Origin of the sequence: Paenibacillus violae, assembly GCF_032461945.1 — a bacterium.
GTDB lineage: Bacteria > Bacillota > Bacilli > Paenibacillales > NBRC-103111 > Paenibacillus_E > Paenibacillus_E violae.
This window is the reverse complement of the sequence record NZ_JAWCUD010000001.1, coordinates 874,136-898,828: the sequence shown is the minus strand read 5'-3', so window position 1 is coordinate 898,828 and position 24,693 is coordinate 874,136. Positions and strand designations below refer to the sequence as shown.

The window sequence follows — 24,693 nt, the reverse complement described above, 5'->3', positions numbered from 1 at the left end:
AAAAAGCACGCGCCGATTTCAGAGATGATCTCCAAAACCAGCGGTGCTTCCGCTCGTCCAACAATTTATCCAAATTGTACCACATTTTACCGAAAAATCAATCCCTTTATTCCCAAGGATATTTCATCGTGAAAAATCCAGCAAGCCTTTTACTTTCACCTCTGCGGATACGTCTCATCTCTGCCCGCTGCGGTGCCGATTCATGCAGTTTCGTCTCTTCCTCCGTTTCCGGAATCACATGAGGTACCTCAACCGGCACCTTATTGTCATCTAAGGCAACAAAAGTCAGGAAGGAAGTCGCAGCAATTTTTCTTTCTCCGGTTTTCAAATCCTCCGTAACGACTTTCACAAAAACCTCCATTGAGCTTTTCCCTGTCCAAGTCACAAATGATTCCAAGCAGACAGAATCCGAAGTGTGGATCGGATACAAAAAGTCAACTGAATCGGTTGATGCAGTGACAACGGATCTCCGACAATGTTTATGTGCAGCAATCGAAGCAATATCATCAATGTAGGACATCAGCTTTCCGCCAAACAGCGTGTTGTGATTATTCACATCTGTGGGAAAAATGCGTGATGTTTTGAAGCATCTGGATTCTCTAGCAAATCGTTTTTCCATAACTAACTGCCCCTTTGCATTCAAGCTTGTTTAATCATGCAATATCATAGCATATTTCTCATCCGTTTGGTCAAAATTGGCTATAACTTAACGATTGCTGATCTTTTTTAATTTTGAAAATAAGGAATTTTCCGTTTTCTTGCCTGCGTTAACATCTAAACGACTCTCTGGTAGGATCTCCTTCAGAAGTGGTGACAATGACGTCATTAATTGTTCTAACACTTCGGGCCGATCCTGGAGGTACTCTCCTTTCCAAACTGCGCGCATGACTTCCCCTCTAGGGAGCTCAGGCAATGTGCACAACGGAGAGGCTGGAAGCGATGTCACCCATTCATTACGAAAGTGATTTTGCATATTTCCATTAGCAACATAGTGCACTTTTTTCCCACGCTGCTGATAGGAATGAAACCGCTCGAAATTAGCACGCGAGCTAGGCCGATTGCATTTGCCCGGGGAAGGATCAAGAACTACGATAATCTCATCTGCACTATGGCAGAGTTCCTGAACGGAAGGATGCTCCCATTGAGTCGATATGTCCCATAGAACAATTGGCTTTTTGATTGTATGTAGAAGCTTAAATGAATCTGCAGGCTGCCACTCTTCATGAAATCCGTCAGGATGAATGGGGAACCATGTTGAGTATCCTTTATCCCAAGGAGTAGAAGAAATTAAACTTTGATCTTGCTCTCTCATTGAATGAGCTGCAAATTTGTAATTCTTAGGGGCTCTCAAATCACCATATAAAAGCATGTACAAGTCAGGTTCGATGGTCGGTTGTTCAACAAGCGCGTTCGGGAACTGGAGGGCGTTAAAGATTCTAGCTAGTGTAACTGCCAGAAATGTCGATCCTACGCCGGCAAAAAGACCTCCGACTATAATTAATTTATCCTGTGGCAGCAATGGATTGGAATGTTTTTGATAATTCGTCGTGTGCGCGGGATCGGGGTAAATGGAACGAAGTCTCATCTTCACTTCCATGGCGGATTGGCAGCGGTGCTGAGGATGCTCTTGCAGAAGTAAACGTATGGTTGAAGTAAGTGTTTCCGGGAGTTCAGGATGTAATTGATCCAAAGACTTATGAGTGAGATAGGCATACTGACCACCCGTAAATAAGTAGTAAAGCATGGCACCAAGTGAATATAAATCAGAACGCGCATCGGTTTGTAAGCCCATAAATTGCTCAGGAGCAGCAAAACCGATCGTCCCCATTTGCATCGTATCCGTCTGTTTGCCTTGTGTGAAATGTCTCGCAACGCCAAAATCAATTAGCCTAACTTGCGATTGCTCATTCAACATAATATTGGAGGGCTTGAGATCCCGGTATATAATCGGGCGAGGCTGGAATGTATGCAAATAATGCAGAATTTCACATAACTGAAACGCGATATGAACGACTTTGGTCGTATGCAGTTCTCGCCCTTTTTCTTCAAATAAATCTTGAAGCGTTGGTCCTTGAATATAATCCATAACCAAAAAGCCTGTCCCATCTTCGTTTGTAAAATAATCAACCAACTGCGGCAGTTGGGGATGATGAAGTCTTGCGAGCATTTCCGCTTCTTCCAGAAAGGATGCCCCGTCTTGTTCAGATGGAAGGACTTCCTTAACAGCCCACAACTTTCCTTTTAGCTTTTGATCTTCTACTAAGTAAACTTGACTCATCCCTCCTTGCCCTAACAAAGATACCATATGGTATCTTCCACCGATACAAGTTCCAATCCAATTCTTCTTCTGGCTTACGATAAAAAAGCCCCCTTCATCAAGTAATAATTACATTGATTATAAAAGGGCCCAAGATAAAAATCTACATTATTTTCCAAAAATACTACATCTTTTGCAAATAAAGCGTCAATTCCTCCCGATTGTGAAACAGCTGTTTCGCTTTAAGCAGGAAAAGAGAAGGCTCTAGAATTCGTAAAATATCGCGAACCGTTTGGAACGGTTTCTTATGCATCAGCTTGACTGTAATAATCGCTGTGCCGCCACTTTGCAGGGAATACAGCAAATCTGCGACCAAACGTCCCATTTGGCGGGGATCCCAACTCATGTCACAAACAAGCAAGTCAAACTCTTGATCCCGAAGCTTCACATCGCTTGCATTTTTCTTGTAAATCTTGAGATTAGGGTTGCCAAGCAGCCTTGGACTCATTGCTGCAGGGTCTATGGCCGTAACCTTCAAGCCGCGCTCTAATAACAACGAAGTCCAACCACCTGGAGCGGCTCCGATATCAAGTGCCGTTCTAGCGATGCTAAAATCAATTCCAAATCGCTGCTCCGCTTCCAAAAGCTTGAACTTGGCGCGTGATATTTGGTCCTCTTCCTTCATAAACCGAATGGCACCGCCTGACCAATCAGACAAATTATCGGCTGGCTTAGATATTCCCACAAACAGTTTTTTCGCATTGATGTAGATAGATATAATTTGGTCAGCATAGCGAACTACCGGTTCAGCATGAACTTCCGAAACAAGTATTTCATCTAATGCAGCCTTGATTGTAAATGGGGCATAGGGAACATCAGCGCGGTCTTCTTTACGCACTTGGATGGCTATTTTTTCACCGGAGTGAACAAGCCCTTCTGCATGTGCATTTTTTAACCATCCTTTGAGATGTTCAAGATCCGCTTCAGTTCTTGTAATCTCCCATTGCTGAAAAACAGGCTGAATATGTCTAAGAAAAATCGGTTCTTGCTCTTTCATTTGTGTTACTGCATCTTCCGTACCTGACGGCACTTCGAATAAAAAAACTTCAGTTGGCACAAGTAAAGTGAACTTGGTGAGCGGAAATAATTTACGGATTTCATCCTGCGCGTACTGTGCAAACCCGTGATTCGAAGAACCAATGTATGTCGTAATTTGTGTCATAGCCGCATCCTTTATCTTCTTTAACTTCTTTAATCCAAAACCTTAATCCACGGTCGATCCTGAAACCATTCCAATTCAATATCCACGTCAAAAGCTTTGCGGATATTTTCAGGCGTCAGCACCTCTTTCTTAGGTCCAGCAGCAATTAATTCCCCTTGTTCGATGATGGCAACATGCGTAATTAACGGAATAATTTCTTCAATATGATGCGTCACATAGACGACAGTAATGTCCTGCTTGCTAAGTTCATTGACATCTCTTAAAAAGCGTTCTCTCTCGTATAAATCCAGGCCAGCAGCAGGTTCATCCAAAACCAGAAGAGAAGGTTTCATCATCAAGGACCTGGCAAGCATCACTTTCTTCCGTTCACCCTGCGACAAACTGCCTAATGTTTGATGAGCCAAATGAGGAATTCGTACCCGCTCCAGCATAACCATTGCACGATCCAAAACTTCCTGCGGGATCTCTTGATAAAATCTGAGATAGGCATACTCGCCGGTAGCGACAACCTCAATAACAGGATCGCTTAGATTTAGTTTTTCCATTAGCGACTGTGAAATATAACCAATTCTCTTACGAACTTCTCTCACATCACATTGGCCATAACGGTTTCCCAACACGTCTACGGTTCCCCGACTTGGGAATTCGTAACCGTTCATCATCTCGAGCAACGTTGTTTTGCCCGATCCGTTACGACCTAACAATACCCAGTGTTCACCTGGTTGAATATGTACATTCACATCATTTAAAATATGTCGTTCGCCTCGAATAAAATGAATATGCGATAAATGAACCATATCAGGCTACATCCCTTTCTTATTACACTTCATACTTGTATTTTCCCTGTGCAATTTGCAACAGCAAATCGTCCGGAACACGATGAGGATAGATGTTCGTTCCATCAGGTTTGGCCGTATACAGCTTCTGATACATGGCCGTACAGGCTGCCTGGCTGGAGGTATGAATATAAATTTGTCGCGGGAATTTCCGCTTCTGGACGAGCCAAATCACAACATCCATGCCTGTCTGCTCGGTAGACCAGCCCATATCATGATCCAGCGATAAAATATCGATGTCACATTCTTCGAGTAGCAGCAAACACTCCTGTATATTTCTAGCTAGCGTAAATCCTTGGGGACAAGGACGCAGATCATCTAAGTATACATGAATCATGGCTGGATTTCCTTCCCTTCCTGTTCCTGCGGATCGTCAGTCAGCGTTACTGAATAAAGTTTTGACGAGAGCAATTTCCTCGGAATGAGTACCATTGCTCCCTTTTCCCGTTTCGAGAACAACCGGAATATGTCTTAAAAAGGCTGAAGACAGCATCTGTCCAAAATTATCAAGACCGATATATCCCGTTCCAATATTCGCGTGACGATCTCTGCGCGAGCCATAAGGATGAAGGGAATCATTCAGATGAACAGCTTTCAAATGGGGGAAATAATCAAGCATTTCTCCTCTAGCCTCCAGCTCACCCCATCCATGGCTCGTCCATAAACCGCTGGCAAAAGCATGGCACGTATCCAAACAAAAGCCAATTTTCTCCGGGCGCTGGCACAGTTTCCGCACCTGAGCCATCTCTTCCAATGTAAGACCAAGCTGTGAGCCTTCACCAGCTTGATTCTCAAGCAAAATGAAAGACGCCCCCTCATAGCCTTGAGTGGCGCTATTCAAACATTGTATTATATTTTTATAACCTTGTAACGGGTCTTTTCCAACATATTTGCCAAAATGCACCACGAGACCGACAGATCCGCATGCTTCCGTAATCTCGAGCCCATTCTTTATCAAGCTCACCATTAAATCTCGCTCTGCAGCATTTGCCGCTGGATTCAACGGGTAAGGCGCATGCCCAATAGACAGCATATCATGCTCTCGGCAAAATTCCGCACACAACGCAGCTTCCCGCACATTTACTATTTTCGTTGATAGACTCCTCGGATTCATCGGGAAATATTGAAAAGCTTTGGCTCCCATCGCTAGCGCCGTTTTGGCTGCTCCGCTATATCCACCCCTTGTACTCACATGAGCACCCACATACATGACCCCTCAGCCCCTTCACGATTGACAGTTCGCACAATAAAAGCATTTGCGACTAGAAATTTCTGTCTTCAACAGTGGATGACCACAACGTAAGCAGGGCTCGCCTTCACGGTCATATACACGGCATTTCGCATCAAATTTGCCTGTCAGTCGATCCCCAACAAATAAAGGTTCATCGATATAGCCGCCGTATTGAATGGCTTCAAGAAGAACTGTACGAATCGCTTGAAATAAACGATTTTGCTCCTCGGTTGTTAGGGATGACAGCTTACGCAGCGGCAAAATACCTGCAATAAAGCAGATCTCATCCGAGTAGCAGTTCCCGATTCCTGATAAAAATGATTGATCAACTAGCGTCACTTTCAGATTGCCATTTTTCCCTTTGAGCAGACTTTGAAATCGGGTAAAGGTAAAACTAGGCTCCAAAGGTTCGGGTCCTAATTTACTTAATACCTTCTCAACCTCAGGTATCGTATGCATGTGTAGATAGCCTAATCGCAATCCAATGAAGTATAAGTGCTGCGCGCCAAAATGGATCACTACCTGCGAAGTTCGATCCGGTTTCGCCTCTTCCGCCCCATAGAACATCCAGCCCCCGAGCATTAAATGCAGCAATAATACTTCACCGGAGCCTAAAAGAAATAGCAAATGCTTTGCTCTGCGCTCAATTCGTACAATTCGATTGCCGGTTAGCTTCTGGATAAAGCGATCCGGATCCACATTTAAAGATTTGGGACGCGTGACTTCAGCCCCTGTAATTGGCGAGTTCTGGATAAGTCTCGTCAACTGCTGACGATATGTCTCCATCTCCGGTAGCTCGGGCATGACAAATTCTCCTTGCCTTTTTCTACCTTGTATATCCATTTGATAGGGAAAGTAAACGGCTGCAGGCAAGACTTAGATTAATCCCTCGCTCGCGTAGATCGGCTTCACCTTACGCGTTTTGGTTTTTGAGTGAGAACCTTCGCAAGGCACCATGTTCTCGGTTTTTCTCACTTTATTTTTCAAACGGTTGATTCGCTTCTCTAAAGCTTCCTCTACCTCATGCTGCTTCCGATCGCCACGGTGCAGGGAGCGCCTGCGCCATAGTTTGGCCCATGCCTCTTCTGCATAAAAAATGGCCTGCGCCAAATTTCGCTCCCGATGCTCATAATACATGGCTAGTTCCAAATAAGGCTCAAGTTGCATCGCTAGGCTTGCATTCTTGATTTGAATCCAGCGTTTCCAGAGATCAACGGCACGGGAATACTGACCTTTCTTCTTATAAAAAGCTGCTAGCTGGAGAATCGCCGATTCATGTTCTGTTGAATTTGCAGGTTTCGGGTCATTCATTAGCCTCGAAAATAAATCTTGAAAAAACGTCTCTGCACGTTCCGAATGATTCATCTTATCCAGCCAAAGACCCGTACGAAACAGCTCTTCTAATTCGATATCAGCGTAGTGTGCATTATTCTCCACCACCCCGGCCTCAGGCTCAGCGTTCGTAGAAGATACTGCCGGTTCTATTTCTCCGCTTAGCAGCTTGGAAAAATGAATGGCCAATGCTGCCAATGTAACAATATCATGCTCATTATGAACGAACACACCTTGCAGGACAGATGGATTCTTTTCTGCCAAGTACTGAAAATAAAGGGTAGGCGCCATAGAACCGGGCACATCGTCCACACGTTCAAAACCAAGTCGGCTCTCTTCAACTTTGCTCAGACGGCACGAGGGTAGCGTATTCCGCCATAAGCTCCTGGAAGGATATAGCAAATCTAACTGCATAAGATTCGAATCATCGAGCGTAAGCCGATTGAGCACATAGCGATTCTTCAAGATCGGCCAATCGAAGGTACGACCGTTGTAGGAAACAATATGGGTAAAGCGGTCGAGCAGCTCTTGCAAATATACAAGCATGGCTTGCTCTTCCGCTGGATTGCGTATCAAAAGCTGTTCCACCGTGAACAGCTCTCCGGTGTAATAGCCGATGCCGACCATGAACGGCACGTTCCCCGCCCCTACACCGAGCCCTGTCGTCTCGGTGTCAAAGAAAAGCAGCGCGTCATGCCGGACGGCAGCGCCTTGGTCGTGAAAGCAGACAAGCTGCTGCGCGTAATCGGCCAGCTCCCGCAGCCGATACTTGCCGTGCACGCTGTCTGTGCCGTACAACCGGCGCCGCATGACGAACGAGCCAGCCGGGCTCGTCTCGATATGGGCGCCGAGCTGCACCCATTCGTCGTCAGCCGCAGGCACGGACGGCAGAGCGGCCTGCGCCGCCCCGGATCCCCGCAAACGGCCGAGCCTTTCGCGGAGCCCGCTCATCGGGCACCGCCATCCAGCTGCGCCAGCAGCTCCAGTGCGAGCTTCTTCCCAAGCAAGCCCACTTCTTCGATCGGCCCGACGCAGGCCGGACAGCCACTAATACAGCCGCAGTTTTGGATAAGGCTGCGCGCTTGATCCATAAGCTGACCGTGCACCTCGTAAAGTCGGTCGCTCAAGCCAACACCTCCAGGGTAACGGTCATAGAAAAACACTGTTGGAAGTTTGTTGTGCACTGCTTTAACCTGAGGGACGACTCGAATATCCAACGGATCGCACATTAAATAGAGCGGTGCAAGATGAGACAGCACATTCGCAATACCGAGCAGCGCATACTGCATATCGTTGACCGAACGGCCTGCTGCCATTTCCTCGTCAAAAGTGAACCAGTACGAACTGGTATGCAGCTCTTCCTCCGGTAAACGGATAGGACCGGAACCTATGTTCTCGTGTGTCCTCAGACGGATTTTCTTAAAAATCGTTGGCTGTGCGTTCACAGTAACCTCTCCCAGCTGACGCAGCAATCCGCCGCTTCGCCCTTCACGGTTCACATGCAGGACCTTCAGCTGAACCGCCAAGCTGGCATCCGTGAAATAGTCCACATCCACTTGACGGACGAACGCTTTCTTCTCTTCATAATCCAGTTTCTCCACTTGAAATTGGACGCCTTCATGTATATAAATCGCCTCTTCATGAATAAGGGTAGGCGCGCTGAAACGATCACATTCCCCAATCACTCGATTCGCGTTCGTCATATCGATAATAATGAAATTTTCTTGCGCGGCAGACCGCAAGGAAATGTTGTGTGCCGGAAAAGATTGCTCCATCCAATACCATCGGTCATTCACCTGATGAAGCACCTGCTCCTCGGTTAAATACTCTAGTACGTCAGTCAGCGACTCGTCGCCAAACTTTTCATTCGCTTCAAAAGGAAGCTCATAAGCAGCGCATTTCACATGATCCACGAGGATGATCAAATTATCAGGATGAATGCGCGCCTGCTCTGGCGGACGCTCGAAGAAATACCGCGGATTCTGGATCAAATATTGATCCAACGGATTGCTGCTCGCGACGAGTACCGTCAGCGAGGTCTCCTGCCGCCGTCCGGCACGCCCGGACTGCTGCCAAGTGCTGGCTATCGTGCCTGGATAGCCATTAAGCACGCACGCTTGCAGCTGGCCGATATCAATGCCCAGCTCCAGCGCGTTCGTGCTCACGACGCCGCGGATTTCACCGCTGCGTAAGCCTTTCTCGATCTCCCTGCGAAGCTTCGGGAGATACCCGCCGCGGTAACCGCGGATCGATTTGCTGCCCAGCTCGTGGGTCACGAGCTCCTGCAGATAGGTCAGCAAAATCTCAACGCGCACGCGGCTTCTTGCAAAAACAATCGTCTGAATGCCGCTTCGCAGCAGCGTACCTGCCAGCTTGCGCGTCTCCAAGACGGAGCTTCTACGAATCCCCAGCTGCTGGTTCACCACTGGCGGATTGTAAAAAACAAAGTGCTTCTCGCCTGCCGGCGCTCCGTTATTGTCGATCAGCGCTACGCTTTCTCCAATAAGTCGCTCCGCATGCTCCTTCGGGTTATCAATCGTCGCTGACGCACAAATAAATTGCGGCTTTGATCCATAGAATCGGCAAATACGCTTCAACCTGCGAATCACATTAGCTACATGACTGCCAAAAACACCGCGATAGGAATGCACCTCATCTATCACAATATAGTTCAAATTCTCAAATAGCTTCACCCACTTGGTATGGTGAGGAAGTATCGCCGAATGCAGCATGTCCGGATTCGTCACGACAATATGTCCCGCATTCCGAATCGCTTGTCTAACCGTCGGCGGCGTATCGCCGTCATAGGTATGCGTTTTGATGTCTACTTCCATGAAATCTACCATTTCTTGAAGTTCGGCAACCTGATCCTGTGCCAAAGCCTTCGTAGGGAATAGATAGAGCGCACGAGAGGCATCGTTCTCCAAAATTTTCTGCAAAACCGGAAGATTGTAACAGAGCGTTTTACCCGAAGCTGTCGGCGTCACGGTGACCACATGATGACCGGCCGTCACCTGACGGAAAGACTCCGCTTGATGCGTGTATAACTGCTTAATATGTTTATGTTGAAGCGCAGCCCGAATACCCTCGTGCAATCCCACTGGAAAATCAGCCAGCTTCGGATCACGCGGGGGTATGGTGTGCCAGTATGTAACTTGCGACATGATGTCTTGTTGCTTACGCAGCCAATCGATCATTTCGTTCATAGAAGAAACCTTGCCTGTTAAAGGATTCATACGTCGAATCTCCTTACCAATATCGTTTCTTCCATTTTACAGAATATACGTTCGTATGTCTACATGAGATCGGATGAATCATCGTAATCATACCGAATCCCTTCGTGATCAGCTCTCGCAACGGGGGCGTTAACTTGAAAAGCTTGGATTGCACTTTCTTGCATTTTTAACAAAACTTCCCGATAATCTCTAGAACGGTGCTCTTCCAAATCATGTTTCATCGCAGTTCTCAAAGCTCTTTCAATGATCACAACATCATGACTAGTAAAATTCACGGTTCCTCGCACCTCTCTCGGTACTTTATTTCACAACCTCTAGCATTGCCATAATAGGGTAAACACATACTGAGCACGGTTATTTTCAAAAACTCGTATTGTACGAAGAAATCAGGTAAAATTAGGAAGAGTATATAAATAAGGAGGAATTCATCATGACAACATCTTTACCCGTCGAAGTCGAATCCAATCGCCAACCGGATCACGAGATCAATCCGCAATTCCTGACCCGTTGGTCACCTCGCTCATTCACAAAGCAAGAGGTTACTGAAGATGTACTCCTTAGCTTGTTTGAAGCGGCACGCTGGGCACCGTCCGGCAGTAATATACAACCTTGGCGGTTCATCGTTGCCCGTACGGAAGAGCAGTTAGCCAAGTTTCACAGCTTTATTGCCCCAGCCAACCGGGAATGGTGTGAAAAAGCACCTGTTCTTGCTCTAGTCATTTCCTATACTAAATCCTCTAACGGGAATACTTCCCCGAGTCACGCTTTCGATGCAGGCGCAGCATGGGGATACCTTGCGCTAGAAGCTAACAATCAAGGATTAATCACACATGCAATGGGTGGCTTTGATCATAATCAAGCACGTGAAACGCTTCAAATTCCTGAGGATTATCAAACGCATGCCGTTATTGCGATTGGCTATCGCGGTCCTGTTGAAGCTTTGCCTGAACGCTTTCAAGAGCGTGAAGCTCCTTCTACTCGTCGTCCCGTAAGCGAATTGCTATTTGAAGGGACCTTTGGCCAAACACGATAAACCAGAAAAAATAACCGCCAGGGAAGTGCCCCTGGCGGTCCCCTTAAGAGAACTAGAGTCCGTTTAACTTGGAAATATGGAGTAAACTAATAAGGAAGTTCGACTTTATCGACTCTAAATTTGTAGGATGGGTCAAAATAAGCCGTGAACGTAAGATTTAAAGTCAATTTTCGCGATAGATCCTTAGGCAAATTTCCGAAGTTTACCGTGTCCACACGAATTAATCGCGGTAAAGCTTGCAGCTGTGTAATGGCATCCGTAATTTCATTAAATGTCCCGCCAACAGAAGTTGTCACTCTGACTTCCCTGACATTCGGATACGGGTTTTTACTGTTCGCATCCGTCTGCTGCGTTTGCGTGCTTTTGTCACTCACCGCATAGGAAATAGAGTTGAAATTAACTTTTGAACTCGTTTTAATCTGATTTAAATCAAGTGTCAACTGCTCCGTATTGTCCCACAAAGGAAGAGCGGCTTGAATGTCTTTTAGAGACGGACCGACATCTTCTTTCTTCTCACTTAACTTCTTCGTTAGAATCTGTATTTGTTTTTCTACGAGCACAATTTCGTCTTCTTGCGCTTTGATTTTATTGGTAGAAGGCAGTTGTATGAAATAATAGAAAGCAAAAAGACCTAAAAACAACAGAACCGCGAGGAATAGAAAAAGAGACTTCGCATTATTTTTGTTGGACATTCGTAGCCTCCTCTCCTTTCGCTTCCCCAGCTCCCTTAGTACCCGCCTCTTTTGCAGCTGTGGCTTTTTTGAACGCTATTGAGTAATTAACTGTATATTGCTTAGCCGTATTGATAACCGGGTTATTCGCAACAGGGTTCGTTGGATCAGTTGGTGTCTCAGCACTCACCGCTGCATTCGTAGTACCAATTGTCGTCTCGGTAATTGATTGAAGTATGGCATTTTCGCCAAAAGACAGCTTGCGCAGATCAAATAAAAAGCGGGCCGAATCCTCCATCTTCACGAAAACGACAGTTAAAGACATTTGCGATTCCGAAGAATAGGAAATGGTGCTGATCTGAGCATCTACCGGCAACGGTTTCTTGATATCCCCGATCATTGCGACAACGTCTTTGCGGTTCGCCCTCGTCATTGTAATAAACGCCGCTGGGTCCCCCTGAGTTGCAGGTTTTGATGTTAATTTTGCCTCCGCAGCCGATTTTTGAGCATTGAGAGCAGTTAGTCTTGACGCGTTTTGGGCCGATGTTTTCTGATTATCCAAATAATTTGTACCTATCAATGCCGCACAAGCAACCCACACCAACATACCCAAAACGGCTAATAGAAACTTGATTTTTGTCTCTGTTTTCCGATGCGGAAGCAAGTTAATTTGCGTTTTTTGCTTGGAAAATAAGGCGACCCCGATGGCAACACGATACGCATTAGCGCTAAAATCTTTTGACCGTTCATTCGCATATAAATCGAAATCGACCTTCTCGACCTTCAGCTCGGAAAGAGCCTGCTCAAGCTCCAAATGCAGCTGAACTCTGCCTTCATTCGCACCCGTTACGATAATATGAGAAATTCGGCTTTTCCCCTCTTGAATACTGTATTGATAAAAGCTCAGCATCCTGGATATTTCAGCAATAATTTCTCCGATCTGATCGGATGTTAGTTCATCATCAACAGCTATATCATGTTCAACAAGACTAATCGTTCTCATAAAAATCGGATTGCCATTTTGCAGCATGTATACTTCCAGCGTGCCACGATCTAAGGAAACCAACATGGATTCCTCAAAAAACTCCTCCTGCTGCGACGATATCGCCCTGACTAAGGCAGTAGCAGAAATCTCCGCCGCTTTCACGTGTACTCCGGCATCCTCAAACACTTTTACATAGCTCATAATCAGCTTTTTTGGTGCTGCAAACACTAGAACCAGCGTGCTCTCATCATCTTGGCTTACCTTAATGTAATCGTAGACAGGGTCCTCAAAAGGCAGACGTAACGCAGTTTCCACTTCAAGCTCTACAAGCTGACGCAGCTCTTGCGGCTTAATACTTGGAATTCGCATTTTACGAATGATAATTTGCGATGTCGGAATGGCAATGGTCGCAGAAGCCCCCCTCAGCTTTTCCGCTTTTACCCATTGTTTAACCTGAAGGCTCAGGGATTCCGAATTGACAATTTGATCTTCGACAATAATCCCTGGAGGGATGGGAAGAAAGCCGCTAGTTCCAACTTCCCACGACTTTTTCTTTTTAATAGTGACATACCGGACTCCCGTTTGATCCACCGTAATCCCGATTCGCTTAGTACCTAAACCGTACATATTAATCACACCCTGCTATCCGAGTAATGTTAGGTAAGCTTTTATCATATCCGATCCATAACCGTATGAAATCAAAATGCCCAACGCCAATGACGGGCCAAATGGTATCGGTTGTTTTCTCTTGGTGATTTTTAGCAGAAGCAGCAACCCACCTATCAGACTGCCAATCATACATGCCAAAACAAATGCGACCATAATATGAGATAAGCCTAGGACTGCACCACAGACTATAAGGAGTTTGGCATCCCCCATGCCCATACCGCCGCGCGAAAGAATTGCAATTAACACAATAATACCGCCCCCGATCACAGCGCCTAATACATAACTCCACCAAGCCTGATCTCCGGGAAAAATGAATCTTAAAACTATGAAAATCGGAAAAAATACTATCAATATTTTATTAGGAATAAGCATATAAGATAGATCGGAAACCGTGATAATTACTAAAAGACTAACAAGTGTTAAGGCGATTAAAGACTCTACCGTGATTCCAAAATGCACATACACCCATAAAAACAGCAATCCTGTTGCGAGTTCCCCTAAGGGATATAGTATGGAAACCTTTGTTCCACAATATCTGCACTGTCCTCTGGTAAAAATGTAGCTGATTACAGGGATTAGATCTTTTGCTTTCAGCTTTGTCCCGCATTTCGGACAGGCCGATGGCGGGTTGATGACCGACTGTTTGGCAGGCACTCGCAGCGCAACTACGTTGAAGAAAGATCCGAGTACAAGACCGAGTATGAAAATATAGCTTGCGATGAGGAGTGTCATTGGGATGGGTCGCTTTCTTTGATTTTAAAAAAAGGAATCGGAATGGACCGATTCCTTTTTGGGTGGTGGGAGATTATTATGTGGATTTAGGTGAAACTACAGCTCCGACCGCGCTACTTTTTAGAACATTATCACCAGAATATGTCTTAGACACAGCTGTGGTTTCTATAGTGACTGAGGTAAGTTTGCCAGTATCATCAGCTGCAAAAACAATTGATGCGTTGCTTAACTGAACTTTAGCACTTGGTAACATAATATCATTATCGATATATTTGCCATCTTTTAATTGTGTAAGTGTCACAGTCACGTTATTAAAATTACCATTTTTTTCAGCAGTTACATAAAGCTTAGCAGCATCATATAGTTGACGTGCTGTAGCTACGTCAGCATCATCTTTAGACTTATTAATCACACCCAAAATATAAGGAACAGCAATAGCCGCAATAACTGCCAAGATAACAATTACAGCCAGCAACTCAATCAACGTAAATCCTTTTTCTTCTTTTTTAAGACGCTTCATCATTTTGAATAACATAATGTCTACCTCCAATATTTTTTTAACTTAAATTAGAATACATACTAAACATCGGCAGCATAATTGCTGCAACAATTGATCCTACTAATCCCGATAATAAAACTAGCAATAGCGGCTCTAACAGCGACTTCAATCGATCAACAGTGTTTTCTACGTCCATCTCATAGAAATCCGCCACTTTTTCAAGCATCTGATCAAGAGCACCCGTTTCTTCTCCAATAGAAATCATCTGTGTGACAAGAGGAGGAAATACCCAGGACTGCTTAAGCGGTTCAGACAACGGGTTCCCCTGCCGTAAGGAGTCCGCCGATTTTTTAATAAAACTACCAATTACCTTGTTTCCAACTACTTCTTCTACGATTGCAAGCGACTGAAGAACTGGAACCGCACTTGAATACAATGAGGATAACGTCCGAGTCATTAACGCAATTGAGCCTTTTTGCCTCAACTTACCAAAAATAGGTATTCTGAGCTTTACATAATCAATCCCATATGCACCTGCTTCAAACCTCTTTGCCACTTGGTAAGCAGTAATTACTGCAAGCACCCCAACTAACCAAAACAACCACTGATGTTGAATACTGTTACTTAATTTCAATACAACTCTAGTAATCAAAGGAAGTTCAGCATGCAGTGACTCGAATGTGGTTACAAACTGAGGAACAACAGATTTTAAAAGATAAATTACTGCAACAATAGAAAGTCCACCGACCGTTGCCGGATAAGTCATCGCCGACTTAATCTTCTCCCGAGTCACATGCTCCTTCTCAAAAAACTTGGCAAGTCGCTCCAACGTTCCTTCCAAGTCACCCGTCTCTTCACCAGCGCGAACCATGTTGACAAACATTGGTGGGAAAATCTTTTTATGCTCCGAGATCGAGCTGGAGAAAGAAACACCCTTCGAAATATTTGAAGCAACTTGCAAGAGTGCTTTGCGAAGCGGCTTACTCTCGGTTTGTGAAGCCAAAATCGACGTTGCTTCCACGATATTGACCCCGGCCCTAATCAACGTCGCAAACTGCCGGCAATACACGATAAAGTGAATCGTTTTTACCGGATTACCGATGTAGATTTCCGTTTTGAGTGCTTTGAACTGTTCTTCTTTTACGGAGAGAACGATATAGCCCTTTTTGCGGAGCTCCTCAACCGCAGTTGATTTATCAGTGGCGGAAATTTTGCCTTTTACCTGTTTACCGCTGCTGCCTCTTACTTCATACAGGAACTCTGACATTACATCACACCACCCTCAGCAAGATAAGCTCTCGCTGCGATTGGATCAATAAGTCCTTGCTGCATTTGTTCCTTAATCGACATGTCCAGCGTATGCATGCCTAAGCTGCGTCCGGTTTGCATGACACTCTTGATCTGATGAATTTTCTCCGAACGAATAAGATTCCCTACAGCCGGTGTATTGATCATGATTTCCGTAGCGCAAGTTCGTCCTAGGCCACCAGGCTTGGGAAACAATCGCTGTGAGATCACTCCGACCAAAACTGCTGCCAGCTGCACACGGATTTGCCCTTGCTGATGCGCTGGGAAAGCATCGATAATGCGATCAATTGTTTGTGGTGCGTCTGTTGTATGCAAGGTTGCAAAGACCAAATGTCCCGTTTCAGCTGCCGTAACGGCTGCAGAGATCGTTTCAAGATCACGCATCTCGCCAACAAGAATAACATCGGGGTCTTGACGCAAAGCCGCTCTTAAACCATTTGAGAATGACTTCGTATCACTGCCTACTTCCCTTTGGTCAATAATCGATGAAGAATGCGTATGAAGAAACTCGATCGGGTCTTCCAACGTTACAATATGCTTCTTCTCTGTTCGATTAATGTAATCTATCATAGCTGCCAATGTTGAAGATTTACCACTTCCCGTTGGCCCCGTCACTAAGACAAGTCCTTGTGGTTTCAACGCTAATGAACTAATCACACTAGGCAGCTGTAGCTGTTCAAGAGACGGAATCTTTGTTGGAATCGTTCGAATAGCGACGCTGACGCGTCCTCTTTGACGATAAGCATTAATTCTGTACCGTGAACATCCTTCAAGCTCATATGAAAAATCCAGTTCTCCAGCTTGATTGAATCGATCAATTTGATCAGTATTCAAAAGAGCCTCTGCCATGGAACGAGTATCATCAACTTGCAGCTTTTCATTCCCAACTTGCTGTAATGTGCCGTGAACGCGAATGATTGGCGGCGATCCTACAGAGAGATGTAAATCAGATGCTTTAGACTCATGGGCAGTCCTCAATAAACTTACGATCCGCTCTAACGAATTTGACATTTCCCACACCTCCTTTCTCGTTAATAAGCAACTGTCTCTCTGATAACTTCTTGTAATGTCGTAATTCCTTGCCGTACTTTCTGAATCCCGTCATCCATCAGTTGAATCAGACCATGCTCTAGTGCAGCATCCCGCATTTCCTGCACAGAAGCTTTGTTGCTAATTAACTGGCGCATTGTATCGTTCACGACGAGAATCTCGTGGATGGCTAACCTCCCGCGATATCCGGTGCGATTACAGTTGCCGCAGCCATTGCCTTTGTGAAGCTTTTCGGCATGTATTCCTTTGTTGTTCATGAAGATCCGTTCTTGCTCCGTAGGTGTATAAACCACTTTGCATTCGTGACATATTCTACGAACAAGCCTTTGTGCAACAACACCGATTAGGGACGAAGCAATCAAATACGGTTCAATACCCATATCCCGAAACCGAGTAATCGTACTCACGGAATCATTGGTATGTAGAGTTGACAGTACAAGGTGCCCCGTTAATGATGCACGGATTGCAATTTCTGCTGTCTCAGAGTCCCTTATCTCACCAACCATGACGATATTCGGATCCTGCCGTAAAATGGAGCGAAGTCCGGCGGCGAAGTTGAGGCCAATCGTCGGATTCACATGCACTTGATTAATACCTTCCAATTGGTACTCTACGGGATCTTCAATCGTAATAATGTTGGCATTCTCTTGATTTAAATGGCTTAGTGCAGAGTATAGCGTCGTTGTTTTCCCGCTTCCAGTAGGACCTGTGATAAGCAAAATCCCATAAGGCTGCTCAATCATTTCACGAAAAACACCCATGTTACGCTCCCCGAATCCTAACTGCTCAATAGGCTTAACGCCGGTTGATAAGTCTAGAATCCGTAAAACTATTTTCTCACCATGAATGGTAGGAAGAGAGGAAACACGAATATCTACATGCTTATAATCTACTTGCATTTTGATTCTACCGTCTTGAGGCAATCTTCGTTCGGCGATGTTCAATTTAGCCATAATTTTCAGACGCGCAGTAATAAAACCTTGCATTTGCTTTGGAATCACACGTTCAGTTCTTAAATGACCGTCAACCCGGTAGCGAATAACCAGATTCGTCTCACCTGGATCAACGTGAATATCCGACACTTTTAACTGAACCGCTTGCTGTATCATTTGATTGACCAACCTTACGATTGGAGAATCCTCATCCGTAATTTCAGTTTCCTTGATATCTTCGGTCGTCGGCATATCTGTCATCATTTGACTCATTGAATCCTGAAGTCCATAATGACGGGCAATGGCACGCTGCAATTCATCTCTGCTCGTAATTGCCGGTTCTATGCGATACCCTGTGCTCATTCTCATCTCTTCAATAGCAAAGTAGTCCAGCGGATCCGCCATAGCCACCATGAGCTTCCCGCCCTCTTTATGAAGAGGAATGGCCTGGTAGCGTCTCGCCATGCTTTCAGGGATGATTTTCGTTATTTCAGGATCAATCTGATATTTAAATAAGCTAACATGAGGGATGCCGAGTTGAAACTCCAGAACCTCAATTAATTGCTGCTCTGTGATATATCCTTGCGTAATCAGCAGGTCCCCAAGCTTCTGTTTTGTTTTACTTTGTTCTTTAAGTGCCTCTTGGAGCTGAGTTTCTGAAATAATCCCGCTCTCTACTAGCAAATCACCCAATCTTTTCCTAACAAGAGCCATTTCCTTATCAACTCCATTACTAATTTCGCCCAAGAAAATTATAGGACTAAATACCTAATTTAAGCAAGATAAAAATCATTATACAACATTATGGTTCATTTTAGTATTATTTTCTTATTTCTTCATGTCGAATTTCCACTTAATCTAGTTCTAAACTACCACAAACATTACAATTCGTCCCCTGTATCACATAATCCTCTTAAAAAAAATCATTAAAATTATGTTATTTTCGTCAACTTCCTTATAATCCCCTAAAATATTTTCGATATCATATACACAAACTGTATATTTTTAGGACCAAAAAGTAGTAAAATAGTCTCATATCATAAAAACAATATGAAAGTCTACGGGAGGAGATAAATGTATGTTTTCAGCCATACAAAAAAAGATCAGTCTTTTACTGATCACATCCATGGCCATATCTTGGTTCGGGTTCACAGGTCTTCCGAGCCAAACAGTTCTAGCAGCTGCCGGAGACACGGTAACCGTAGCACTGAAATCTGTCAATAACAGTAAGTATATAACGACAGATACGAGTAACAGTTCTTCACTTTATGCTAATAAGACGAATCCATGGGTATCCGATTTGTTTGATTTAGTTGATCAAGGGGAAGGCATCTATGCTTTGAGATCAAGAGCAAATTCCAAATATGTGACGATTGGGTCTAATAGTGTGGATACTTTAAAAGCCTCTTCCCAAACGATTGGTACCAATCAGAAGTTTAAAATAATTACAAACTCAGACTCTTCGGTCTCCTTCCAGCCAACGGGAAATCTCAAAACTTACTACCTCAGTTTAGAGAACGATAGTAGCGGTGAGATCAATGTGGAGCAAAGCAACTCCACGTCTACGCTTACAAAATTTCAAATTTCCTATTTCGATCTCACCAAACCATTGAAAATACTTGAGATTAAAGATTTGGAAAAGTCTTCTAACGAGAAAACACTCACTTCAGATTTAAAAGATAAACTAGGTACAAATACTGATTTTCAGCTAGAAACAATGAGCATGAAAAAATTCGTTGCGCTCCGCGATGAATTAGATGGTAAATACGATGCCATTTACTTCGGAAAAAGCTTATTTAATCCTACATCAGAGACTGGAAGCAACCACGATACTCGTTTCCTTGAGAATGACATTACATCTCTCAAAGCAACAGAAATTACAGACAAATACATAAATAAAGGACTACCCGTTATTGTATATAGCGACTCGTCCAAGAAACGCGGTGCTTTGTATCAAGGATACTTAAACAGCAATGGTAACTATTCTAAGTCTAGTGGAAATTTATACAATTTATTTAATCCCTACAATACGACAACATCTAAAAGCAACGTTATTTTTGTAAATGACACGGATATTGGAAGTTCATCTGCCTTTATATCTAAGACAAACTTGCTTGTAAATGCCAATGTTCGCCCTCAACTTAATCTGACAAGCAAACCGACTGACTACACAATCAGCTCAAATCGTGACATTAAGTATAAAGCAGGCGACACTTTAACCTATACATTTAATGTATCTAATGTTAGAAACATCGGTCAGCGCAATTTGGTAGCTAATTTATATTTAGGTGTCGATAGTGTCTTAAAATTCGATGCTTCCAACTTAGTACAAACGGTCCCAGTAACTTCCCTTACCAACAATACAATTAGTTTCACGCTTCCAAAAGGTTACTCAGGGCTTTACTACTGGCGTCTAGATCTGGTTGATCAAACTAGCACTGGCAAGCTGAAGGATTCGGCTGCAGGCGTTTTTCGATATAAAGAACAATCGCCAACCATTAAGGTATTGCAAGTTATTCCTAACTCGCAGTCGAAAAGCATGACCAGCAGCCTACTTTTAGAGTCAAACTTAAAACAAAACTATTTACATTCAGACGATTATGATATCAACATCTCAGTCATTGACTTCAATACTTTTAACTCTACAGAGTACAAAACATTAAATAGTAAATACGATATGTTGATTTTCGGTTTTAACGATTCTTATAACGGAACTGCAGACATTTCTTCAACAGCTGCTGCAGCTGTTAAATCATTTATCGCTACAGGTCAAGGCGTTATGTTCACCCATGATACCGTTTATCAAGGAAATCAAACATGGATCACTAATTTCCAAGCTGATACTGGCCAAATCGGTCCAATGACGAATATGGGACTCAATGCCCCTAACACATCAACGTCAACTGTAAAAATAAATGAAGGTTTGCTAACCGAATTTCCTTTCTTTATAAGTGAAATGACACCATCCGTGGCAACAACACATGATCAGTATTTTAGGCTGGATCTTAACGATCCCAAGGTTATTCCCTGGTACAACATCAATGGCAGCCCTCGTGACGTGGAAGATAGCTGGAATCATTATTACACCTACTCCAAAGGGAACGTCACCTATTCAGGTACAGGGCACAATTTCGTAAACACAACCAAAAACAGCTCTTTTCCAGATTGGGAACAAAAGCTGTTCGTAAACACGATGTACAGGGCTTTCATAGGTTCAAATCATAAGCCTACATTGGATCTCATATCTCCAGCAGCTTTCGACGCATCTTTAAAGAATTACATCTCAGCAAATAGTTCAATTTCTGTCAGTTTCAAACCCGATGATTTGGATTTAAATGATAAAAAAGTGACCTCATCCATTACTTTTACTTACAAAGACAGTTCGGGTACTAATCAATCTGTCAAAGTTTTAGCGGATACGGAGACAAATAAAGGTGAGACAATCACCAAAACATTCCCTAATCCACTAGCAGCAAGCGGCGGAGATTTGACGATCTCAGTCTCAACCAAAGACGCTGCAGGCGCTCTTGAAACAAAAGAAGTTGCGGTCAAAGTCATAACCTCTACAGGTTTAACGCCAGATCGCACGGTATCAGCTGAAAAAATTGAAGTTAATAGCCCCGTGACTGTGAATTACATCATTAATCCAACAGCAAAACCTTACAGTGCGGCTACGAACCTTGAAGATTTAAAAATTACAGGCTTGCATTATAAAGAAACTTTCCCAGCCAACTTAGAAATTGTTACAATACCAACAGGTTTCACGAAAACAGGCTCATTAACAAGCGGCTTTACCCTTGAAGGTGATATCGGTGAAATTCCGTACCGCAGGGAAGGCAGTCAATTTGTAGCTAATAGCTCATTGTTCACCGTCGTTGTTAAACCAACGAAAGCGGGAGACTACTCATTATCTAATGCTAACCTGCAATACAAGGATTTTGCTTCAGCAAATCAAAATGTTCTCTTTTCGAATAAGGTCATAACCGCTTTTACGAAATTAACTTCCTTGACGTTGGATAACCTCACAATTGCAAAAGGTGATACTTCCAAACTTATTCCAAAGGTAATGCCTAGTGATGCTACCTACCAAAAGAACGAAGACTTCACTTGGACAACGGATGCGGCAACCATCGTTACGGTTAATGCAAGTGGTGAAATTCGAGGTGTCAGTGCTGGAACTGCAAAAATAACGGCTGTCGCGAAAGATGGAAGCGGACTTACCGCCACCTCCGTGGTTTCTGTCATCCAACCAGGCTTGAATATCACAGGTCCGACGGAAGTGGCCGTTGGTGCAGACATATCATTGCAAGCAGCACTGGTAACCGTGAATGAGAACGTAACTTCTGTCAGATGGAGTTCTTCAAATTCCAGCAAAGCGAACTTCACGGTAAGCGATAAATTTACTGGCATCTTACATGGTGTACAAAAAGGTACCGTGACTGTAACAGCTACCGTTGTAACAGATAAAGGAAATACTTATTCCAAAGATTACACAGTAAAAATATTCATACCTTTAACATCAATTAATGTAGGGAGCGCTAGTATTCGCGTTGGCGAAACCATCAAATTAAATTCAAACTATACACCGTCCGATGCTGATAATCTCAACTTGACCTGGAGCACAGACCGGTCCGATCTGGTTACCGTAGACAGTTCAGGGAACATTACAGGCGTAGCTGAAGGAACAGCGAAAGTTATCATTAATTCCACAGACGGATCCAATCTGACAGCCAATGCTACCGTTACTGTAGTTAAACCTTCACTGACAGTTAATGGGCCAACTTCGGTAAATATTGGAGAGAAGATTACATTAGAAGCTACTTTTTCAACAATTAATGAAACTGTAGCATCCGTTACTTGGAGTTCACCCGATCAGGATAAAGCGAGTTTTGTAACAGATGGTGATTACAAGCGTGTATTAACTGGTGTCAAAGCAGGAACGGTGAATGGCTCAGTTACAATTAGAACAAATATTGGAAGCACTTATTCCAAAAATTTCAGTGTTAACGTTACAGCAGTTCCTGTGGCTTCTGTAAGAATAGACAATGCTACGATTCGTGTTAATCAATCTTATGTTCTAACACCAAATTTCGAGCCTACAAATGCAAGTATTAAAGTGCTTACATGGGAATCAAACAATCCAAACGTGGTCACAGTCGACTCTAACGGAAATACTCGAGGGGTAGCTGTTGGTACAGCTACAATTAAAGCAACCACGACGGATGGCACGAATCTATCCGGCACAGCGACGATTACAGTCATACAGCCATCAATTTCTGTTAACGGGCCTGATAAACTCTTTATTGGTGGTCAACCCATTACGCTTCAAGTTCTTCTAAGTTCATTCAATGAAACACCTACTTATACGACGTGGAATGTTTCAGATGAGGATAAATTGAAAGCAGATTTCACCGGCGTAGATGGGAGTCCAACGAGAACTCTTACCGGAAAGCAACCTGGGATCATTAACGGAACCGTACATATGGTCACTGATCAAGGGAGTTCCTACGATGCCAGCTTTAAAGTAACCGTCATTTCACTGCAACTGAATGATCAAACCGTTGACGTCGGCCAAAGCGGTAGCCTATCACCATCCATTACACCTCCGTTAGAATTGAATTCGGATGTTATCTGGAAGTCAACGGATGTGAACGTGCTGACAGTAGATAACTCAGGCAATTATCAAGCAATATCGGAAGGTTCAACACAAGTAACGATTATTTCGAAAACTGATCAAAGTGTTATTGCTTCCGCTAAGATCACCGTTGCTCAACCTACTGTCGAATTTGATGGAGATAAAGTCGTAAATATCTCCGGAACAACAACGCTTCGGGCATGGTTGAGATCTTCACATCAGAAAGCTAAGACTTTCGCATGGGCTTTAGATAACCCTAATCAGTCTTTTGCAAATGTATCGAAGTCTGCAGAAGATTCCAGAGACTTTACAGGTAAAAATGTTGGCGTAGTAACAGGAACGGTCAGCATTGTTACGGATAAAGACATCACGTATAAGCAAAGCTTTAGCGTCTCCGTCGAATCCTTAGCCATTGTCAGGATGATCGACGGTGTTGAGAGCGGCATCTCTGTTATTACAATGGACAAAGGTGAGTCCATCGTGCTGAAGGCTGCTTTGAATCCTTCAACAGCATTAAACAATGAGTTTAAGTGGAGCTTAATCAGTGAACCTGAAGAAAATGGTGAGGCTGCCATTGTTGGCGATGACAACAAGCAAACTGTAACACTCATAGGGCTTAAGAAAGGCACTATCCAAATCAAAGTAGACGTGGCTGGAGGCCCTGGCTTCCCTTCCAAAACAGCAGCCAAAGTTGTTTACGTGAGGCAAGACCTGACGAAGTTGGAACTTCCTGATTCGACGATCACTTTATACGCAAAAGGTACAACTGCTCAAAGATCGTTTGACTTACTTAAATATCTAACCGTTACGCCAAACAAGTGGAAAAAAGAATGGATTAATGACCTAAATGGTCAATTACAATGGAAAAGTAGTAGTTCGACTATCGCTGATGTTGACTCCAATGGCCTGGTAACCAGCTTCAAGCAAGGGTCAACAACGATTACCGTCACGAATAAAGACGATGAAACGGTGAAAGACGAAATTACGGTGAACGTCATCGAGTTTGACGACAGATATTAAAACGCTAAGAGGCTGCCCCAATCACATTGGGACAGCCTCTTTTTT

19 protein-coding genes are annotated in these 24,693 nt (G+C 43.9%); 2 read left to right on the top strand and 17 right to left on the bottom strand.

Annotation, left to right across the window (positions count from 1 at the left end):
* Window positions 1–106: 106 nt before the first annotated feature.
* The 10 genes from RQP52_RS03895 to RQP52_RS03850 form a co-directional block, all read right to left on the bottom strand.
* Window positions 107–619 (bottom strand): acyl-CoA thioesterase, encoded by a 513-nt coding sequence (locus RQP52_RS03895; protein WP_315949596.1) that lies wholly within the window; start codon window positions 617–619, stop codon window positions 107–109.
* Window positions 620–706: 87 nt separating this feature from the next.
* Entirely contained in the window at window positions 707–2,305 is a 1,599-nt protein-coding gene (locus tag RQP52_RS03890) for a serine/threonine-protein kinase (RefSeq protein WP_315949595.1), read from the bottom strand.
* Between the two features lie 136 nt (window positions 2,306–2,441).
* Complete coding sequence (locus tag RQP52_RS03885) at window positions 2,442–3,479, bottom strand: SAM-dependent methyltransferase (RefSeq protein ID WP_315949594.1); 1,038 nt, start codon at window positions 3,477–3,479, stop codon at window positions 2,442–2,444.
* A 29-nt stretch (window positions 3,480–3,508) separates the two neighbouring features.
* On the bottom strand, window positions 3,509–4,276 hold the full coding sequence (locus RQP52_RS03880; RefSeq protein WP_315949593.1) for an ABC transporter ATP-binding protein: 768 nt from the start codon (window positions 4,274–4,276) through the stop codon (window positions 3,509–3,511).
* Window positions 4,277–4,298: 22 nt separating this feature from the next.
* Window positions 4,299–4,652 (bottom strand): cyclic-phosphate processing receiver domain-containing protein, encoded by a 354-nt coding sequence (locus RQP52_RS03875; RefSeq protein ID WP_315949592.1) that lies wholly within the window; start codon window positions 4,650–4,652, stop codon window positions 4,299–4,301.
* A 36-nt stretch (window positions 4,653–4,688) separates the two neighbouring features.
* Window positions 4,689–5,525: a deoxyribonuclease IV gene (locus RQP52_RS03870; RefSeq protein ID WP_315949591.1), complete on the bottom strand. Its 837-nt coding sequence runs from the start codon at window positions 5,523–5,525 to the stop codon at window positions 4,689–4,691.
* 15 nt (window positions 5,526–5,540) lie between these two features.
* Window positions 5,541–6,350: an Fpg/Nei family DNA glycosylase gene (locus tag RQP52_RS03865; protein ID WP_315949590.1), complete on the bottom strand. Its 810-nt coding sequence runs from the start codon at window positions 6,348–6,350 to the stop codon at window positions 5,541–5,543.
* Window positions 6,351–6,422: 72 nt separating this feature from the next.
* On the bottom strand, window positions 6,423–7,829 hold the full coding sequence (locus tag RQP52_RS03860; protein ID WP_315949589.1) for a ribonuclease H-like domain-containing protein: 1,407 nt from the start codon (window positions 7,827–7,829) through the stop codon (window positions 6,423–6,425).
* Window positions 7,826–10,114 carry a DEAD/DEAH box helicase gene (locus RQP52_RS03855; RefSeq protein ID WP_315949588.1) on the bottom strand — a complete coding sequence of 763 codons (2,289 nt, stop codon included), beginning with the start codon at window positions 10,112–10,114 and terminating at the stop codon, window positions 7,826–7,828. The genes RQP52_RS03860 and RQP52_RS03855 overlap by 4 nt, the downstream gene beginning before the upstream one ends.
* Before the next feature lie 59 nt (window positions 10,115–10,173).
* Complete coding sequence (locus RQP52_RS03850) at window positions 10,174–10,389, bottom strand: hypothetical protein (RefSeq protein ID WP_315949587.1); 216 nt, start codon at window positions 10,387–10,389, stop codon at window positions 10,174–10,176.
* A gap of 155 nt (window positions 10,390–10,544) precedes the next feature.
* Between RQP52_RS03850 and RQP52_RS03845 the strand changes: the two genes are divergently transcribed.
* Complete coding sequence (locus RQP52_RS03845) at window positions 10,545–11,147, top strand: nitroreductase family protein (RefSeq protein ID WP_315949586.1); 603 nt, start codon at window positions 10,545–10,547, stop codon at window positions 11,145–11,147.
* A gap of 86 nt (window positions 11,148–11,233) precedes the next feature.
* On the opposite strand, the gene pilO is transcribed toward RQP52_RS03845, so the two are convergent.
* The 7 genes from pilO to RQP52_RS03810 all read right to left on the bottom strand — a co-directional run bounded on the left by pilO (window position 11,234) and on the right by RQP52_RS03810 (window position 18,707).
* Window positions 11,234–11,839, bottom strand: a complete 606-nt coding sequence (pilO, locus tag RQP52_RS03840; protein ID WP_315949585.1) for a type 4a pilus biogenesis protein PilO — start codon at window positions 11,837–11,839, stop codon at window positions 11,234–11,236.
* Complete coding sequence (pilM, locus tag RQP52_RS03835) at window positions 11,823–13,430, bottom strand: pilus assembly protein PilM (protein ID WP_315949584.1); 1,608 nt, start codon at window positions 13,428–13,430, stop codon at window positions 11,823–11,825. The genes pilO and pilM overlap by 17 nt, the downstream gene beginning before the upstream one ends.
* Window positions 13,431–13,445: 15 nt before the next feature.
* Window positions 13,446–14,204, bottom strand: a complete 759-nt coding sequence (locus RQP52_RS03830) for a prepilin peptidase (RefSeq protein ID WP_315949583.1) — start codon at window positions 14,202–14,204, stop codon at window positions 13,446–13,448.
* Window positions 14,205–14,280: 76 nt separating this feature from the next.
* Complete coding sequence (locus RQP52_RS03825) at window positions 14,281–14,739, bottom strand: type II secretion system protein (RefSeq protein WP_315949582.1); 459 nt, start codon at window positions 14,737–14,739, stop codon at window positions 14,281–14,283.
* A gap of 22 nt (window positions 14,740–14,761) precedes the next feature.
* Window positions 14,762–15,970, bottom strand: coding sequence for a type II secretion system F family protein (locus RQP52_RS03820; protein ID WP_315949581.1), 1,209 nt, complete (start codon window positions 15,968–15,970; stop codon window positions 14,762–14,764).
* The gene (locus tag RQP52_RS03815) at window positions 15,970–17,022 is read right to left on the bottom strand and encodes a type IV pilus twitching motility protein PilT (protein ID WP_315949580.1); all 1,053 of its coding nucleotides are present in this window, start codon (window positions 17,020–17,022) and stop codon (window positions 15,970–15,972) included. Before RQP52_RS03815 ends, RQP52_RS03820 begins: the two co-directional genes overlap by 1 nt.
* A gap of 20 nt (window positions 17,023–17,042) precedes the next feature.
* Entirely contained in the window at window positions 17,043–18,707 is a 1,665-nt protein-coding gene (locus tag RQP52_RS03810; protein ID WP_315949579.1) for a GspE/PulE family protein, read from the bottom strand.
* 364 nt (window positions 18,708–19,071) lie between these two features.
* Between RQP52_RS03810 and RQP52_RS03805 the strand changes: the two genes are divergently transcribed.
* Window positions 19,072–24,648: a DUF5057 domain-containing protein gene (locus RQP52_RS03805; protein ID WP_315949577.1), complete on the top strand. Its 5,577-nt coding sequence runs from the start codon at window positions 19,072–19,074 to the stop codon at window positions 24,646–24,648.
* Window positions 24,649–24,693: the final 45 nt, after the last annotated feature.

Bases quoted from the DNA above. Each gene is read 5' to 3' on its own strand.
- RQP52_RS03825 (WP_315949582.1), bottom strand. From the start codon at position 14,739: ATGTTATTCAAAATGATGAAGCGTCTTAAAAAAGAAGAAAAAGGATTT.
- RQP52_RS03890 (WP_315949595.1), bottom strand. From the start codon at position 2,305: ATGGTATCTTTGTTAGGGCAAGGAGGGATGAGTCAAGTTTACTTAGTA.
- RQP52_RS03870 (WP_315949591.1), bottom strand. From the start codon at position 5,525: ATGTATGTGGGTGCTCATGTGAGTACAAGGGGTGGATATAGCGGAGCA.
- pilO (WP_315949585.1), bottom strand. From the start codon at position 11,839: ATGTCCAACAAAAATAATGCGAAGTCTCTTTTTCTATTCCTCGCGGTT.
- RQP52_RS03855 (WP_315949588.1), bottom strand. From the start codon at position 10,114: ATGAATCCTTTAACAGGCAAGGTTTCTTCTATGAACGAAATGATCGAT.
- RQP52_RS03820 (WP_315949581.1), bottom strand. From the start codon at position 15,970: ATGTCAGAGTTCCTGTATGAAGTAAGAGGCAGCAGCGGTAAACAGGTA.
- RQP52_RS03805 (WP_315949577.1), top strand. From the start codon at position 19,072: ATGTTTTCAGCCATACAAAAAAAGATCAGTCTTTTACTGATCACATCC.
- RQP52_RS03885 (WP_315949594.1), bottom strand. From the start codon at position 3,479: ATGACACAAATTACGACATACATTGGTTCTTCGAATCACGGGTTTGCA.
- RQP52_RS03875 (WP_315949592.1), bottom strand. From the start codon at position 4,652: ATGATTCATGTATACTTAGATGATCTGCGTCCTTGTCCCCAAGGATTT.
- RQP52_RS03895 (WP_315949596.1), bottom strand. From the start codon at position 619: ATGGAAAAACGATTTGCTAGAGAATCCAGATGCTTCAAAACATCACGC.
- RQP52_RS03860 (WP_315949589.1), bottom strand. From the start codon at position 7,829: ATGAGCGGGCTCCGCGAAAGGCTCGGCCGTTTGCGGGGATCCGGGGCG.
- RQP52_RS03830 (WP_315949583.1), bottom strand. From the start codon at position 14,204: ATGACACTCCTCATCGCAAGCTATATTTTCATACTCGGTCTTGTACTC.
- RQP52_RS03810 (WP_315949579.1), bottom strand. From the start codon at position 18,707: ATGGCTCTTGTTAGGAAAAGATTGGGTGATTTGCTAGTAGAGAGCGGG.
- pilM (WP_315949584.1), bottom strand. From the start codon at position 13,430: ATGTACGGTTTAGGTACTAAGCGAATCGGGATTACGGTGGATCAAACG.
- RQP52_RS03845 (WP_315949586.1), top strand. From the start codon at position 10,545: ATGACAACATCTTTACCCGTCGAAGTCGAATCCAATCGCCAACCGGAT.
- RQP52_RS03865 (WP_315949590.1), bottom strand. From the start codon at position 6,350: ATGCCCGAGCTACCGGAGATGGAGACATATCGTCAGCAGTTGACGAGA.
- RQP52_RS03815 (WP_315949580.1), bottom strand. From the start codon at position 17,022: ATGTCAAATTCGTTAGAGCGGATCGTAAGTTTATTGAGGACTGCCCAT.
- RQP52_RS03880 (WP_315949593.1), bottom strand. From the start codon at position 4,276: ATGGTTCATTTATCGCATATTCATTTTATTCGAGGCGAACGACATATT.